The 17,724-nt window shown below is 38.5% G+C and carries 14 protein-coding genes; 13 read left to right on the forward strand and 1 reads right to left on the reverse strand.

Translation table 11 applies throughout. The annotated features are described in order from the left end of the window. Nucleotides 1-21 precede the first annotated feature (21 nt). From AADJ06_RS17745 to AADJ06_RS17795, 11 genes are all read left to right on the forward strand, one after another. The gene (locus AADJ06_RS17745) at nt 22-3,177 is read left to right on the forward strand and encodes a SusC/RagA family TonB-linked outer membrane protein (protein ID WP_341227832.1); all 3,156 of its coding nucleotides are present in this window, start codon (nt 22-24) and stop codon (nt 3,175-3,177) included. Nucleotides 3,178-3,198: 21 nt separating this feature from the next. Continuing rightward, nucleotides 3,199-4,668 (forward strand): SusD/RagB family nutrient-binding outer membrane lipoprotein, encoded by a 1,470-nt coding sequence (locus AADJ06_RS17750; protein ID WP_341227833.1) that lies wholly within the window; start codon nt 3,199-3,201, stop codon nt 4,666-4,668. Nucleotides 4,669-4,697: 29 nt separating this feature from the next. Next, entirely contained in the window at nt 4,698-5,165 is a 468-nt protein-coding gene (locus AADJ06_RS17755; protein ID WP_341227834.1) for a hypothetical protein, read from the forward strand. Nucleotides 5,166-5,241: 76 nt separating this feature from the next. After that, entirely contained in the window at nt 5,242-6,426 is a 1,185-nt protein-coding gene (locus AADJ06_RS17760) for a histidinol-phosphate transaminase (protein ID WP_341227835.1), read from the forward strand. 65 nt (nt 6,427-6,491) lie between these two features. After that, nucleotides 6,492-7,607 carry a hypothetical protein gene (locus tag AADJ06_RS17765; RefSeq protein WP_341227836.1) on the forward strand — a complete coding sequence of 372 codons (1,116 nt, stop codon included), beginning with the start codon at nt 6,492-6,494 and terminating at the stop codon, nt 7,605-7,607. 198 nt (nt 7,608-7,805) lie between these two features. After that, nucleotides 7,806-8,264, forward strand: a complete 459-nt coding sequence (locus tag AADJ06_RS17770; RefSeq protein WP_341227837.1) for an Lrp/AsnC family transcriptional regulator — start codon at nt 7,806-7,808, stop codon at nt 8,262-8,264. Nucleotides 8,265-8,295: 31 nt separating this feature from the next. Further along, nucleotides 8,296-9,045, forward strand: a complete 750-nt coding sequence (locus AADJ06_RS17775; protein WP_341227838.1) for a sulfite exporter TauE/SafE family protein — start codon at nt 8,296-8,298, stop codon at nt 9,043-9,045. Nucleotides 9,046-9,119: 74 nt separating this feature from the next. Next, nucleotides 9,120-9,422, forward strand: coding sequence for a rhodanese-like domain-containing protein (locus AADJ06_RS17780; protein WP_341227839.1), 303 nt, complete (start codon nt 9,120-9,122; stop codon nt 9,420-9,422). Nucleotides 9,423-9,521: 99 nt separating this feature from the next. Further along, the gene (locus AADJ06_RS17785; RefSeq protein WP_341227840.1) at nt 9,522-11,411 is read left to right on the forward strand and encodes a family 20 glycosylhydrolase; all 1,890 of its coding nucleotides are present in this window, start codon (nt 9,522-9,524) and stop codon (nt 11,409-11,411) included. A gap of 115 nt (nt 11,412-11,526) precedes the next feature. After that, nucleotides 11,527-12,066, forward strand: coding sequence for a hypothetical protein (locus AADJ06_RS17790; protein WP_341227841.1), 540 nt, complete (start codon nt 11,527-11,529; stop codon nt 12,064-12,066). 21 nt (nt 12,067-12,087) lie between these two features. Continuing rightward, complete coding sequence (locus AADJ06_RS17795; RefSeq protein WP_341227842.1) at nt 12,088-13,830, forward strand: arylsulfatase; 1,743 nt, start codon at nt 12,088-12,090, stop codon at nt 13,828-13,830. On the opposite strand, the gene ggt is transcribed toward AADJ06_RS17795, so the two are convergent. Beyond that, a complete protein-coding gene (gene ggt, locus AADJ06_RS17800) occupies nt 13,831-15,603 on the reverse strand; it encodes a gamma-glutamyltransferase (protein WP_341227843.1) in 1,773 nt (590 codons plus the stop codon). Nucleotides 15,604-15,672: 69 nt separating this feature from the next. Here ggt and AADJ06_RS17805 point away from each other — a divergent pair, with 69 nt between their 5' ends. Both AADJ06_RS17805 and AADJ06_RS17810 read left to right on the forward strand, forming a co-directional pair. After that, a complete protein-coding gene (locus AADJ06_RS17805; protein WP_341227844.1) occupies nt 15,673-16,329 on the forward strand; it encodes a hypothetical protein in 657 nt (218 codons plus the stop codon). A gap of 107 nt (nt 16,330-16,436) precedes the next feature. Then, nucleotides 16,437-17,678, forward strand: coding sequence for an ABC transporter permease (locus AADJ06_RS17810; RefSeq protein ID WP_341227845.1), 1,242 nt, complete (start codon nt 16,437-16,439; stop codon nt 17,676-17,678). Nucleotides 17,679-17,724 lie beyond the last annotated feature (46 nt).

Below are 17,724 nucleotides of genomic sequence, written 5' to 3' on the forward strand. Positions count from 1 at the left end.
CTTAAGCTAAACTGAACCTAAATGAAAAAATTTCTACTTTTAAACAGAGTCTTAGTTCTGCTGCTTTTTGCCCTTACGGCAAATGCTCAGACTATCTCAGGGGTAGTGTCATCTGCAGAAGACGGCCCGCTACCTGGCGTATCCATTGCTGTTAAAGGTACCACTGTTGGTACCATTTCAGACTTTGATGGTAAATTTTCTTTAAAAGCACCTTCTAAAGAATCTATATTAGTATTTAGTGCAATTGCATTTGCAACACAGGAAGTAACGGTAGGAAACAAAACCTCCTTTAATGTTACTCTCGTTTCTGATAACAAACTACTTAATGAAGTCGTAGTAACTGCCTTAGGAATTAGCAGAGAAAAGAAATCACTTGGTTTTTCTCAACAGGAACTTGCTGGCGAAACACTAACAGAGTCTCGTTCAAGCAACGTGGTTAACGGATTATCTGGTAAAGTTGCCGGTGTGCGTATATCCTCTAACGGTGGACCTGGGAGTGGTTCAAATATTCAAATAAGAGGTGCTTCTTCTGTGTCAGGAAATAACGGTCCATTGATAGTAATTAACGGTGTACCAATGCAGCAAGATAATGATAACACCTACGGTGGTGGTATTTCTGAAGTAAACCCAGACAATATCAAAACAATGTCTGTGCTTAAAGGACCAAACGCAGCAGCACTTTATGGCTCTAGAGCCGCAAACGGTGTTATATTGATCACCACAAAAGACGGGAGTTCAACTAAAGGAATTGGAGTTGAATACAATGCAAACTTTACAGTAGAAAGGCCATTTGTTAAGCCTGATTTCCAAAACACTTATGGTGGAGGAAATGGCTATAGAACTTGGTACGCAAACGGCTGGAGTGGCGTTTTAGAGCCTGATGCCTATGACCAATACCAAGCTGCTTATGGCAATTTAGTGCCTGGTGTAACTACCGGTACAGCAGGTACAGATGAAAGCTGGGGAGCTCCTTTAGATGGAAGACTTACAAGACAATGGTGGACAGGTACGGATGTAGCTCCTCTAACACCACAACCAGATAACTGGGATGAGTTCTGGGAAACAGGAACTACGTTAACAAACAGTATTGCACTTTCTGGAGGAAACGAAGACGGTAACTTCAGATTGGCTTATAGCAAGCTAAACCAAAAAGGTATTTCGTCGTTTAATGATTACAGCAGAGATAACTTCACTTTAGCGTCCGGCTATAATTTAACTAAATGGCTGAAAGCTAATTTCACTGCAGACTACATCAAAACTGGTGGAAACAGAAACTACCAATCAGGTCAGCAGTTTATTTGGGCTCACCGTCATGTATCTTGGGATAGACTGGCCAACTGGTCTGATTATGTAGATACTCATATTCAAAAAGAAGGAGATACGGACCCGCCAAACTGGCAGCACACGTACTTCACTAACCCATTCTATACTAACGAACTTTTGCCAACTACGAACGACAAAGACCGTTTATTGGGTAATATTTCTATTCAAGCAACCATCACAGATAATCTAAACCTAATGCTTAGAACGGGTACAGATGTTTGGAGTGACACTAGAATTAACGTATCAAACTTTGAACGTACTAGAAACGGAAATACATCACCAGGTAGATTCTCTGAAACTGTATTAAGAAAACAAGAAAACAATCATGATTTTCTTTTGTCTTATGACAAAATGTTCTCAAACGATTTCTCTTTTGTAGGTCAAGCAGGTGGAGCAGTAAGAACAAACTATTACAAGCGTAATTACACGTATGTAGGTGAACTGGTAGTGGACGGTATCTATAACCTTTCAAATGCTAACCCAAGCCAAAACACGGCAGAAAGTACTATTGAACAATCAGAAGTACAGAGTGTATATGGCTCGGCTCAAATGGGTTACTTAAACGCATTGTTTTTAGATTTAACAGCCAGAAACGATTGGTCTAGTACTTTACCAAACGGTAACAATTCTTATTTCTACCCTTCTGCGTCACTTAGTGCTGTAATTACAGACTTAGTTGATATCAGCGGCCCTATCCTTTCTTTTGGTAAACTAAGAGCTAGCTGGGCACAAGTAGGAAACGATGCAGATGCATATCAATTAAGTCAGACGTTCCGTGCAGATGGCTCTTGGGATGGTTCTATTCCTGAATATTATGAAAACACAGAAATAGCTAATGCTTACCTAAAACCAGAAATCACCACGGGTATAGAGTTAGGTGCTGACTTAAGATTCTTCAAAAGTCGCTTAGCATTAGATGTTACTTACTACGATCAAACTACTAAAAATCAAATTTTAGGTGTTGAAATTTCAAAAGCAAGTGGTTACAATTCTAGAGTTCTTAATGCAGGAAAAGTTAATAATAAAGGAATCGAGATCAGCTTAAGCGGAACAGCCTTTCAGTCTCCTTCAGGATTCAAATGGGATGTTTTATTAAACTACTCTAAAAATAAAAACAAAGTAGTAGAATTGGCTGAAGGCTTAGACACCTACACTTTACAAGAGCGTAGAGGTTTAACTTCAATAGCGACTATAGGCGAACCTTACGGTACTCTTTACGGTATTGGTTTTGCTAAAAGCCCTGACGGACAGATTATTTATGAAAACGGTCTTCCTCAAGTAGAAAGTACGCCACAAGTATTGGGTAATGTTCAGCCAGATTGGACAGGTGGTTTTATGAATACTTTGAGCTACAAGAACGTAACGCTAACAGCTCTTATTGATGCAAGATTTGGTGGAGACTTCTATGACGAAGGAACTGCTACAGCAAGATGGACAGGCCAATATGCTGAAACAGCAGTTGGACGTGAAGAAGGTGTAATTGGAGCAGGTGTGATGAACATTGGCACTGACGAGAACCCAGAGTATGTACCAAATACAGTCATGGTAGCCGGAAATCAGTTTTATGGGTATAACAGCCCAAGAAGGTACCACGAAGCTGCAATTTTTGATGGTACTTATGTAAAACTTAGAGAGATGTCTTTAGGCTACTCATTTAGCTCTGCTTTCTTAGAGAAAATGAAAATTCAAAAAGCAAAACTTTCTTTAGTTGGTCGTAACGTGTTAATGCTTTTCTCTAACTCTCCACATATCGACCCTGAGGTTGACTCTTATGGTGGTAATTCTCAAGGTTTCACTTACGGACAATTGCCTAATTCAAGAAGCTTAGGCTTCAACCTATCTCTAGGCTTTTAATCCATTAAAATTGACAAGAAAATGAAAATCAATAATAAAATATTCTTATCTGCTCTCGCTGGAATCATGCTTGTTTTTGCAAACAGCTGTACAGATGATTTTGAAGAATTAAACACCGACCCTAACAATCCTACGAAGATTGGGGCACAGTACTTACTACCATATGCCATTGAGCAGTCGGTAGACAGATACTGGGGAGGAAGCACCCGTTTTGAAAGGTTAAACCTAGATGGGGCTATGCTATGGATACAGTATTTGGCTAGAAACATCTACTCTAACGAAGGTGACAGTTATGGTATTACTCCAGCATTTTATAATAACACTTGGGAGTCTCTTTACAATGATGGTCTTACTAACTTTCAAAGAATAGAAACACTTAGTACTACCGAAGGAATAAGCCCAAATACTAACTACGAAGGCATAGCCTTAGTAATGAAATCATGGGTATATTCTTTACTTACTGACATGTATGGTGCGGTACCTTACTCGCAAGCGGTGTCTGGTACTTCTGGTGAGCCAATTTATACACCTGAGTATGACACCATGGAAGCAATCTATACAGGTTTATTAGCTGATTTAAAATTAGCTAATGAAAAGTTATCTGTAAGTGGGCCTACAGTAGCAGGTGATATCCTTTATGGTGGTGACATCTTAAAGTGGAAGAAATTTGCTAACTCTCTTCGTTTGAAATTAGCAAACAGACAGGCTGCTAAAAAGTCAGCAGAATCTCAGGCTATTATGGCAGAGATTTTAGGTGCTCCAGGTACATATCCAATCTTCTCAAGTAATGACGACAATGCTCAGCTAGTACACACCGCCACAAGGCCAAGTAATAATACTTGGAATGAAGTGATGGTACAGGGCGGACGTACGGACTGGAGTATGAGTAAGACTTTTGTAGACTTAATGACAGAAACCTCTGACCCAAGATTAGGAGCAATTGCCACAGCAGTTAATGGTGAGTACAATGGTATTCCTAACGGCTTACCTGATGCCATAGCTACTACTTACTTAAGTTCAGCGTCTATTCTTCAAAGTTCTTTCAGTGCTGCAGATGCACCTAGTATCCTAATGACTTACAGCGAGTTAAACTTCATTTTAGCTGAAGCAGCATTAGATGGGGATATTTCTGGTGATGCAGACGCTTATTTCAAAACAGGCATAGAAGCTTCTTTTGACTCTTATGGCTTAACTAAACCTGCCGACTTTGAAACATCTTTTGGTGCATTAACTAAGGAAACAATAATGACTCAGAAATATGTAGCCTTATTTGGTCAAGGAATTGAAGCTTGGACAGAATTTCGTAGAACTGGTTTCCCAAGCATTCCTGCAGCTGACCCAAGAGCAATTTTCGAAAACGATGGTATTATTCCAACGCGTTTGCCATACCCAACCACGGAGTACTCACTTAATAAAGCAAAACTTGACGCTGGCGTATCGCTAAACGGAGGTCCTGACAATATGCAAACTAAACTTTGGTGGGCAGAGTAATTTTTGATTCAAACAAAAAAAAGACAACAATGAAAAAATTATCATATATCATTTTAGGACTGACACTGGTTTCCACATTTGTGGCCTGTGAAAAGCAAGATCCTTTTGTAGACAGAGTAGTAGCACCAGTATTAGTAACAGTAAAGGGAGACACTGGTTCTCCATCATCAGGCCTAACTACTGACCCTACTATAAGCTCATCTTTTGGCGAAACCGCTAAACTAAGCCTAATGGTTTTAGAACTTGACAAAACCAACATCTTGGATTATACCAAGGGGATTGATTCCATTCCAGTAGCATCTGTACCACTTCTTGTAAAATTTAGAGGAGGGGCAGAAATAGGAACATTTACTACAGGAGCAGATGGACTTGCTTCAGTAGAAGTACCATGGTCTACTTTAGGAATTTCCGAATCAGGCTCAACAGTTTCCTTAAGTGCCTCCGGAACTTATAAAGATGTGGCCTTTACTAAGTTATTCAAATTAGCTTCAAACTAACCTATAGGAGCCCCTTCGGGGGCTTCATTTTCTTTTTAAAAACTCTAGAATTGATCAAAATAAAAAAAACAGTAACATGAAAAAATCTCTGAATCGTAGAAACATGCTTAAGACAGGTTTAATGTCTCTTGGAGGCATGGCCTTAGCACCACATATAGCAAAAGGAGCCTTTGAAACTGCACCTTTCCAATTAGATGCTAGCAACCGTCTTGTATATAGCCCATTAGCTAGAGAATATTTCGTCGACGAAAATTTCGCACCGGAAATTGTTGCTAAACTTACTTCAAACGAAAATCCATACGGACCTCCTGCTAGTGCAAAACAAGCCGTTATTGATTCTGTTAGTGGCGGAAATCGCTACGCTTGGAGAGAAATGGCTGAACTAATGGAAAGTATAGCAAAAAAAGAAGGAGTAACTACTAAGCACCTTATGATGGGGCCTGGTTCTTCTGATCTTTTGGAGAAGGTTGCCATTGTTCGTTTTATGAATGGAGGAAACTTAGTTTCTGCTGACCCAACTTACATGTCGCTTATTCGTGTGGCAGAAAGAGTTGGAGCTACTTGGAAGCCAGTACCTTGTACTTCTGATTGGTCGCATGATTTAGATAAAATGGCCGAGGCTGTGGATTCTGAAACAAAATTGGTTTATATCTGTAACCCAAATAATCCTGTAGGTACCATGACTGCTGCTAAAGACTTAGAAGCATTCTGTAAAAAAGTATCTAAGAAGGTTCCAATTTTTATAGATGAGGCTTACATGGAACTAGCCTATGGCCCAGAAGCCATTACACAGTCTCCGTTAGTAGCACAAGGCTATAACGTAATTGTTTGTCGCACGTTCTCAAAAATCATGGGTATGGCTGGTTTAAGAATCGGTTTTATGGTTGCTCAGCCTGAATTCATTAATGAAATCTCAAGCGTTACACGTGGTGGTATGGGTATATCATTAACATCAATTAAAGCTGCTACAGCAGCCTACGGTGATGATGGATTCCAGGAAATGACTAAAACTAAAAATGACGCTGCCAAAAAATATACCATGGCAGCAGTAGCCGCAATGGGTTATGAGCCTATTCCTTCTTTCACCAACTTCATGATGTTCCAGATAAATATGAATGGTAAAGAGTTCTTAGGCAAAATGCGTGACCAAGGTGTAGGCTGTAGAGCTTTTACCATTATGGGCAAAGACATGTGCCGCGTAAGTATGGGTACCATGGACGAAATGAAAATGTTCGTAAGTGCTCTTAAAACTTTAAGTTGATCAATTCTTATAAACACGCTTAGCCGAATTTCGGCTAAGCTGTTTTCTTTAAATTTCCTATCTCAATGAACGAAGCTATATTCAAAACCCTTATCCTTGTATTACTAATAGCCTTAGGTTTCATACTTAAAGCTAAATTTGGCAGCAAAGACAAAATTAACGGCATCAAGGAAATAGTACTTTCTGTGGCACTTCCATCCACCATTTTCATAGCCTTAATGAAAATAAATTTGGACGCATCTTTACTTTTCATTCCAGTAGTAGCTCTTCTTTTTAATTTCATCATGTTTTTGATTACGCCAGTGGTATTGTCAAGCTTCGGAATGAAAAAAGACTCGGCAAGTGCAAGAACATTAACATTGCTTATTCCTTCATTAGCTCCTGGCCTGTCTTGTTTTCCTTTTATTGTTGAATTTTTAGGCGAAGAAAGCTTAGCCATGGCCGCCATGGGCGACATTGGAAATAAGTTTTTCTGCTTAATATTTTTATATGTAGTGGCCATGAATATGTCACTTAAAAACTCTGGTTCTGAAAAACAGAATGTCAAAGAGAAAATCACTTCATTACTAGCCAGTTTGGCAAAAGAGCCTATCAATATTGTGCTAGTAGCCGGACTTGTTTTATTAGGTTTTGGCGTAAGTTACAGTTCACTTCCTGCCGTTGTTCAGGGTGTTTTTGACAAAACCAGTGCTATCATGACGCCATTGGTACTAATTTTTATTGGTTTAGCCGTTAATCTTAAAGAAGGCAAAAAGAAGCTTGTATTTTCATTGTTGTCTTTAAGAGCTGGCATTAGCCTTATTTTGAGTGCGTTATTTATATTTTCTACTGGCATGAGTTCAGCAAACCATATACTTCTTACTATAATTTTCCCTTTAAGTTGTATAAGCTTTTGGCCGTTTGCTCATATCTCATTATTTCTGAACAAAGAAGAAAGCATGGGCATAGCAAAAGAGAAAAGAACATTTAACTCGGAACTAGCCATAATGGTATTAGCCATATCCCTTCCATTCTCTACCACATTGGTTTTAACCATACTTACAGCAGGTACTTACTTTGTAGACATTTGGAAAATAGTTGGTTTAGGTGTTGCCTTATTAGCCTTAGGTACGGTTCCAATGCTAACATCAAAACTTCAATTCAAAAGACGCGAAGCTAGTATGAGCGAAAATCATGCATAATTGACTCCTATCCTCTTTCATCAATAAACTAAAACACTCTCGCCATAATGGCGAGAGTGTTTTGCTTTACAGCAATAAAACTTTAAACCTGAAAAATAATTAACATCAACAATTAGACTAATTTCCTAAATCTCGCTTAATTTGATTCCAAAATAGGACAGACTGAATATATTTATCCATAATTTAGAATATTTTGCCATGAATCGTATTGACCCAGTTGACTTAAAAATTCTAAAGCTATTAGTAAAAGACGGCTTAAGCACTAATAAAGAGATTGCGGCAGAACTTAACCTTACTACCACTCCCGTTCATGAAAGAATCAAGAGACTTAGGCGAGATGGTATTATTGAGAAATATACCATTGAGCTTAATAAGAAAAAACTACACAGAAACTTACTTGTATTTTGTAGCGTCAGCTTAAAAGAACATGCCGCTGAATATTTAGAAAAATTCGAAAAGGATATTCAAACGCTTCCCGAAGTAGTAGAATGCTATTGTGTGTCTGGTGGTGCCGATTTTCTACTTAAAATAGTAATTGAAGATATGGAAGAATACAAGCTATTTATTCTTAATAAACTATCGGCTCTTTCTAATATTGGCAACGCTCAAAGTCAATTTGTGGTAAAAGAAGTTAAACAAGCCAGTATTCTTTCTTAAACTTGTCAAACTTTCAAATATCCCCAAAATATTGGATTTCTTTTCAGACCATAGCCTATTAGAATGGGCACTCGTATTTTTTTCTGCCTTTATTGTAGGTTTTTCTAAAGCAGGGCTCCGTGGAGTAGATGTTATGAATGTCACCATCATGGCTTTAGTATTTGGCTCAAAAGCCTCTACGGGTATAGTGCTCCCTCTACTCTGCATGGCCGATGTACTAGCAGTACTCTATTATAACAGGCATGCCCAGTGGAAGCATTTTAAAATTTTAATGCCATGGATGGTAGCCGGTGTTCTAATTGGCTGGTATGTGGGTAGAGACATTGACGACACACTGTTTAAACGCATCATGGCCGTGATTATTCTTGCAGCTGTAGGTCTACTATTTTGGTGGGAAAGAAGAAAGTCTGAGAAAATGCCACAAGGCCTTTGGTTTGGAAGTACCATGGGGCTAGTCACAGGTTTTACCACCATGATTGGAAACTTAGCTGGAGCTTTTTCAAACGTTTACTTCTTGATTTTAAAATTCCCGAAAAATGAATTTATAGGTACTGTGTCGTGGATGTTTCTATTCATCAACCTTTTTAAGGTACCTTTTCACGTTTTCTCTTGGGAAACCATTAGCCTTAATACATTTAAAATTGATCTAGTTTTAGCTCCTGCCATGATAGCCGGCTTCTTTGTTGGTGTTAGAATAGTGAAGAAAATAAACAACGACAACTACAGAAAGCTAATACTTGGACTAACCCTATTAGGTGCTCTGGTCATTTTCTTCAGATAAAGCATCTGTGACTTAACTCACTTATTTTTGAAAACTGCATACGTAGCTTTGTGTCAAATAAAACACAAAACAAAATGTTCGATTTCATAAAAAAAATATTTGCTGGTAATTCAGAAGAAATTAAGAAACTAGTAAGCAATGGTGCTATTATTATTGACGTGCGTAGCCCTGGAGAGTTTTCTGGAGGCCATGCTAAAAATGCTATAAATATCCCCTTAGATACCTTGGCAAATAACTTTAAAAAAATTCAGAAATATAAAAAGCCCCTAGTACTTTGCTGTGCTTCAGGTATGCGTTCTTCAAAAGCAAAAGGTATACTAACAAGCAAAGGTTTGGAAAATGTGCATGACGCAGGCTCTTGGGTAAACCTAAGGTAAAACACGATACTCAAAGCTTTGTGTCAAAGTATAATTCTACAACAAAAAGGTAATTATTAAAATATTTTAATAACTTTGGTTTCATCCTAATTTATTAAAATGAAAACAGTACTAACCTTAGCACTATCCTTTGCTCTTAGTTTAGCTTCTCTGGCTCAGCATCAAATTATCCCTACTCCTGTTTCTTATGAAACAAATGACGGAATGTTTATGCTCGACAACCAAGTGGGTATTGACATCCGAACTGATGATGCACAAGTAAAAACCTATGTAACTAACTTTCAAAATTTCCTTGCCCAGTCTGGTAATAAGATTGAGCTAAAAAGTATAGCTGAACCCAGCAGAAACAACAGGGTCATCAGTATTTCCCTGGCCGCTGCTCCTGCACTCCCTAAAGAAGGCTATCAGCTTGAAGTACGAGAAAATGAAATTAGCCTAATGGCTAACGAAGCTGCAGGTATTTTCAATGGTCTTCAAACTTTAAGACAATTATTACCTAGAGAGTTTGAAAACACCGCCGAATACGGAATGGGTATGGGGATGATTATGGGATGTAAAATTACAGATTACCCTAGATTTGGCTGGCGTGGACTCATGCTTGACGTAAGTAGGCATTTTTTCTCTGTAGATGACGTCAAAGCCTATTTAGACAAAATGGCTCAGTATAAATTTAACGTTTTTCACTGGCATTTGACAGATGACGAAGGCTGGAGAATAGAAATAAAATCACTACCAAAACTTACAGAGGTCGGTGCATGGAGAGTACCAAGACATGGTCGTTTTGGTAAAGACAGACCCTTCCCTAAAGAAGGAGAAAAAGCTACAGAAGGTGGTTTCTACACACATGAAGATATAAAAGAGGTTATTAAATATGCTGCCGATAGAAACATCACGATAGTTCCTGAGGTTGATATCCCTGGGCATAGCATGGCGGTTTTAGCGGCCTACCCTGAACTTTCTACTTTGAAAGAGCCTAAAGTGGTTAACCCTGGTGGATACTTTGCCGACTGGACAGGCCCGCATTTCAAAATGCTAATTGAAAACACCTTAAATCCAGCTGACGAAAAGGTCTATGAGTTTGTAGATAAAGTAATGACAGAGGTGGCAGAGCTTTTCCCTAATCAATACATCCACATGGGTGGAGATGAGTGCTACCACGGATACTGGGAAGAAAGCCCTGAAGTGCAGAAATTCATGAAAGCTAACAAAATAGCGGACACGCATGGTCTGCAGAGTTATTTTGTAAGTCGTGTTCAAAAAATCATCAATAGCAAAGGTAAAAAGATGATTGGCTGGGATGAAATCTTAGAAGGTGGTCTAGCTGAAGGTGCGGCCGTAATGAGCTGGCAAGGTATGAAGGGTGGCATAGAAGCAGCAAAACTAGGGCATAATGTAGTGATGACACCTACTACTTTTGCATACCTCGACTATACGCAGGGAGACCCAAGTTTAGAAAATCCTATCTATGCTAACTTAAGCCTTAAAAAAGCATACTCTTTTGAGCCCGTACCAGACGATGTAGATGCTAAATATATTTTAGGAGGGCAAGGGAACCTTTGGACAGAAGTTATTCCAAATCTACAATTTGCTTTCTATATGACTTATCCAAGGGCATTTGCTATTTCAGAAACACTTTGGAGTCCAAAAGAGAGCAAAAACTATCAAAGTTTTTTAAATAGAACGGAAACCCACTTTGCAAGATTTGAAATGGCGAAAACCAACATTTCTCATGCAGTGCTAGACCCGATAGTTTCTGTTAAAAAAGAAGGCGATAAGCTCCTCGTAACTTTAGAAAACGACTTAGCAAATACCGAAATATTCTATACTATTGACAATACTTATCCGGTTCAATTTGGCAACAAATACGAAGGTACCTTTGAGGTTCCTGAAGGTGACTTAAGTCTTAGAACACAGACATTTAGAAATGGAAGAGCCATAGGCCGAGCCATCTTAATTTCAAGAGCAGATTTAGTTAAAAGAGCGAAATAAATCTGCCATACTTCCTTTACATCTCCTAGATATTTTTTTTAAAAAAATATCTAGGAGATGTATTTGTTTCAAGTTATTTAGTTCTAGATTCGTCTTTTAAACTAAATATCACATTATGAAACACTTCTTTTTCTTCGCATCACTAATTCTAGTTTCTCATTTGGCTCATGCCCAAGACTTGGCCGGTAGAAAAATAGTTAATGGAAACTTAAACGCACAAGTTATCTCTGGCTCAAACAATGACTTTACTTCAATAAGTTCTTCTCTTTTATTCGGGAAAATCAAGAGCGATAACACCTATTGGGCCTTTGGCGGAAAATTCGCCCTTTATCCTACCAATACTTTTAACAATTCTGTCTCCATAGGACCATCTGTAGAACGGGGTAAGTTTATTCCTTTGGTGGATGATCTATATCTTGCTCCATATATTGGAGGGTCTGTTTCAGCTATCTTTGGAAATACTGATGGTGCAAATATTAACCTTTATGCCACACCAATTAGATTCATGTATCACTTTAAAGAAAACCTAATGCTTACTGCTGGTTTTGGCTTCGGTAATATTGATTATACCATTAATAACTCTGTATCGACATTATCTATAAATGCATCTTTGAACAACAATAGTGGCTTCGGAATTTTCTATACTTTTAAGTAAAATTCAACAAAGCCTTTTTCAATGCGATTCTCCTTAGTATTCCTTGCTCTTTTTTCTTTCTCTATTTTTTCTTGTCAAAAAGAGGTAGCAAAGAAACCCAATATCCTCTTCATATTAACTGATGACCAAGGCTGGGGAGACATGACAAGTCATGGCAATGATATTATCGAAACTCCTAACCTAGATTTATTAAGTAAAAATGGAGCAGAGTTTGACCGCTTTTATGTGTCGCCACTGTGTGCTCCTACCAGAGCTAGCTTATTGACCGGCAGGTATCATCTAAAAACTGGTGCAACTTCAGTTTCTAACGGCTTAGAAATCATGGATGCCGAAGAAGAAACTATTGCCGAAGTTTTTAAAAGCAATGGCTACAAAACAGGGATATTTGGCAAATGGCACAACGGCTCACATTACCCAAACCGCCCAACAGACCAAGGTTTTGATGAGTTTATAGGCTTTTGTGCAGGCCACTGGAGCAATTATTTTGACACTAAACTCGATAGCAATAATACCGAGATTCAAAGCACGGGTTTTATCACCGATTATCTTACAGACAAAGCCATAGATTTTATTGACAGAAACAAAGAAGAACCTTTCTTATGTTATGTCCCTTATAACGCCCCACACAGCCCTTTTCAAGTGCCAGACAGCTACTTCGACAAGTATAAAGCGAAAGGATTAGACGACGGACTTGCCAGTATTTATGGTATGGTAGATAATGTGGATTTCAATATTGGAAGACTCCTTGAGAAACTACAAAATGAAGGTTTAGCAGAAAACACCATCGTGATTTTCATGTCTGATAATGGACCAAACGGTACACGCTACAATGGTGAAATGAAAGGAGTAAAAGGGCATGTGGATGAAGGCGGGGTAAGAGTACCTTCCATCATTAACTGGCCAAATAAAATAACGAAAGGAAGAAAAATAGATGGATTGACAGCACACATTGACTGGCTACCTACATTAAAAGAGCTTTGTGGTATTGAGCAGGAATCTAAAAAAGGAATTGACGGTATTAGCTTGGCTAATGTTCTTTTAAACGAGGAAACTGAAATACCAGAAAGGGAAATATTTAGCCATGTGGCATTTCTTGACAAAGACCTAAAAGACAATCCTGGAGCTTTAAGAACAGGTGAGAACTTGATGGTTTTTAAAGGGAAATCACCTGAGCTCTATTCCTTAGATTCTGACCCAAGTCAGAAAAGCGATATTTCAGAGGACAACACACCGCTTACCCAAAACCTTTACACTAAGTACCTCAGCTGGTTTAAAGATGCCTCAAAGAATTATCAATCTGTAAAACCGATAGCTGTCAATACCGATTACATAGAATTACCAGCTTACGAAGCTCAGTTTTCTGGAAACTTAAAATATGAAGAAGGACACGGTTGGGCACATGATTGGTTAAAAAACTGGACATCTACAGCAGATGAAATGCGATGGCTAGTGAACGCTACAGAAGAGACTGAATTGAATGCTTATTTGATTTACAATTGCCCTGAAGAGTCCATAGGAGCGGTAATCAAAGTAAAAATTGGAACCTCAGACGTGACTAAATCCTTGACTGAAGCCTTTGAAGGAACCTTAATAGATAGTCCCGACAGAATCACCAGAAAGGAAGCATACGAAAAAACTTGGTCTAAAATGAAAATTGGGAATATCAAGATTCCAAAAGGCACAAATAACATTGTGCTTTCCGCTCTTTCAATTCCCAAGTCCCAAGTAGCCGAGGTTAAGGCTATTATTCTTTCCAAAGAATGATTAAAAACCTACGCTAGTATTTTCAGACCTTGGGTCAGAAGCTCCCTCAAGCATTCCGTTTGGGTGAAGCATGATGCAGTCCATTCTTCCCAAAGTTCTGTTTTGAGCTTCTATTATAAAACCTTTGTTTAGTAACTCTTGAAGAGCATCTAAGTCTAAGGCATCTTTCTCTATAAAAGTTTTGTCTGGCAACCATTGATGGTGAAATTTCAATGCGTTTACCGCCTGCTGCATGCCCATGCCATGCTCTACCACATTAAGAATCGTTTGATAAACCGAAGTAATAATGGTACTTCCACCTGGCGTACCTACCACCATTAGTAATTTTCCATCCTTCTCTACTATCGTTGGTGTCATTGAAGAAAGCATTCTTTTCCCAGGCTGAATTTCGTTAGCCTTATTTCCTATTAAACCAAACATATTTGGCACACCAGCTTTTACACTAAAATCATCCATCTCATTGTTCATCAAAAAGCCTGCTCCATCTACCACTACTTTGCTACCATATCCGCCATTCAAAGTCGTGGTAAGAGAAACCGCCATTCCATCGCCATCTACCACAGAAAAGTGTGTGGTTTCGTCTGATTCATAATATGGAACCGCCCCTCCAGAAATATCTTCACTTTTACTTGCCACTTTTTCGTCAAACGAAGCCCATCTTTCTTGCAGATAAGGATAAGACATAAGCTCCGTCATAGGTACTTTCACAAAATCCGTATCTCCCATCCATTTGGCTCTGTCAGCATACACTCTCCTTTCCGCCTCTATCATTACCTGCACTGTTTTACCAGAATTCCAACCCCAATCTTTTAAAGGATATGGCTCTACCAATCTCATCAGCTGAACCAAAGCCACTCCCCCACTAGATGCCGGCGGCATAGATATAATTTCGTATTCTTTGTATGACTTTTTTATAGCCTCTCTCCAAGCAGCGTCATAAGATTGCAAATCTTCATGACTAATAATTCCGCCTCCTTTTTCCATTTCTTTCACTAACAAATCAGCGGTAATTCCTTCATAAAAACCTTTTGCTCCACCTTTTTGAATTCTTTTAAGGCTTTCAGCCAAATCTTTTTGAACAAACAAATCGCCAGCTTCCCATGCTTCTTTAGTAGGATGAATAAAGTAAGGGGTATCCTCACCATTCATTAATTGAAAACGCTTTTTAGAGCGATTCATTCCAGTGGCTCTACCTTCAGTCAATATAACTCCGTCTTCGGCAAGGTCAATAGCAGGCTGCAACAACTTCTCCCAAGACATTTTCCCAAGTTTTTGATGTAGCTCTACCATTCCTGCTACAGAGCCAGGTACGCCAGAAGCTAAATATCCTGAGGTGCTTTTCCCTTTGATTACATCTCCTTTTTCATCCAAGTACATATCTCTATGTGCTTTTAAAGGTGCTTTCTCCCTAAAATCTAGTGCATGGTTAGTTCCGTTTCCTTCACGAATCACGGCAAATCCACCACCACCTAAGTTTCCTGCGAAAGGGTAAGTAACCGCCAAAGCAAAAAAAGTAGCTACCGAAGCGTCCGCGGCATTTCCACCTTTTCTTAATATTTCTTTCCCAACTTCAGAAGCCATTACGTCTGCAGAAGCCACCATGCCGTTGGCTCCAAAAACTCCTTTCTTATCAGAATAAAAGGTGCTTCTATTTTCATCTTCTACAAAGAGTTCAAACAAGCCATCGCCCGTTTTAATATTAGCAGCTTTTTGGGTCGTTTTACAAGAAAACAGAAAAACAGTTAGTAGAAGAATAGTAAGATTTTTAGTCATTATTATTATTTTTATATAGTGAGGATTCAACCTCCTACTTAATTCACAATAGATAAAGTTCACATTCACATGAAATACCTCACTAAAATATCACTTTTCTACATTCTACTTTCAACAAATTCTGTATTCTCGCAAGAAACTACTACTTTCTTACCTAAATATGCAATAAAATTCAGGCCATTCGCCATGGCCAATATTGACCCTACCATTCAGTTTCAAGCCGAGTACTTTCTTAATCCAAAGAACAGCCTCCAATTCTCTTATGGCTTTGGAGCTCCTAAGCTTTTCAAGAAAAACAAATATATCAAAGCTGACGTTTTTAGAATAGAATACAAGAAGTATTATAAAACCATAGATATGGATAAGCCGTGGGGTACATATTTTGGAGGTGAATTATTTTACAAAAACGTTCTATACCCTCAAACTGCCGTTAAAACCGATGAGCTACCTAGTAAAAACCCTCAAACTGACCAATATACTGTCAATATAAATGTACTGGCATTCCATTTAAAGTATGGAAAAACATTTATCAAAAAAGGAGTCCCAACATTTGATTTCTTCGTAGGGGCAGGCGTAAGATACCAACACAATTTTGACCAAGACTTAGAGCCTGGCTATGAATTCATTTACTATACCTCTTTCAATAGAATAGCTCAGAAGGGCTTTTACCCATCAGCCACCTTAGGCATTTCACTTGGTATGAATGGCTGGGGCCGATATCCATAAATCCTCCTTTTCATCCGTTCGTTTATCCCTTCGTGACCTCCCTACCAAAAGCTTTGTTTTTTGAGTGTTGATTATCTTCCTTTACACTACCAAAATTGGCTAATTGAATGAAATTTCTACAACTCGTATTTGAAAGTTTTAGATTTGCATGGCAAGCTCTTAGGGCAAACCTTCTGCGAACATTACTTTCGCTTTTAGGTGTTACTGTTGGCATTTTCTCCATCATCGGTGTATTAACCATGGTTGACTCGCTAGAGGCTAATATCAAAAATTCATTAAGCAGCATCGGCGAGAAAACTATTTATGTAGATAAGTTTCCGTGGATGTTTGGAGAGGGTGATTATCCTTGGTGGAAGTATTTTCAAAGACCAAGGCCAAAATACTCCGAATATCAGTTTTTGAAAGAACGCATTAAAAATGCGAACGCCATAACTATCATGGATTACTCTTTAGCAAACGCAAAATACGAAAACAGCAGTTTTGATGCCTTATGCCATGGAATCACCGCAGAATTTAACTTAATCACAGAGGTTCCTGTAATTGAAGGTCGATACTTTACCGAGCAAGAAATAAATTCAGGACAAAGCGTAGCCATTTTAGGCGGAGAAATTTACAACACCTTTTTTCCTGACGGGAACGGTATAGGCAAAAGCATCAAAATAAAGGGTCAGAAATTTACTGTGATTGGCACACAAGAAATCAAAGGAAAACAACTGGTAGACGTTGGCGGCAACCCAGACCAAAAAATTTACATCCCTTTCTTAAAACACAAAAGAATGTTTTCCAGTGGAAACCTATATGGGATGATTCAGCTTCAAGCTTATGAAGATGATGAAAACATGGTTGCCCTAGAAGGAGAAATCACTGGACTCATGCGAACTATAAGAGGATTAAGACCTACACAAGAAGATAATTTTGCGTTAAATCGACCAGATGCTGCCGCCAATGCCTTATCTTCTGTTTTTAGTTCTTTACGCGTTGGTGGATATATTATTGGAGCTTTTGCTCTTTTGATAGGCGGTTTTGGGATTGCAAACATCATGTTTGTATCCGTTAAAGAAAGAACCAATATCATTGGAATTCAGAAATCACTAGGGGCTAAAAATTACTTCATCCTTTTTCAGTTTCTTTTTGAATCTGTATTCTTATGTGTATTGGGCGGACTCATAGGCCTATTACTCGTTTATTTAATTAGCTTCATTGACCTCGGTTCCCTTGATTTGATATTAACTTCGGGTAACATGATAGTGGGTCTTTTTATAGCTAGTTTTATTGGAATTCTCTCTGGAATAATCCCTGCATCTCAAGCTGCAGCTTTGAATCCAGTAATTGCAATTCGCTCTAAATAAACAACATCATTTCTCTTCAAAATAGATGAAATAGAGATAATCTTGA

The organism is uncultured Arcticibacterium sp. (assembly GCF_964021845.1).
Taxonomy (GTDB): Bacteria; Bacteroidota; Bacteroidia; order Cytophagales; family Spirosomataceae; genus Arcticibacterium.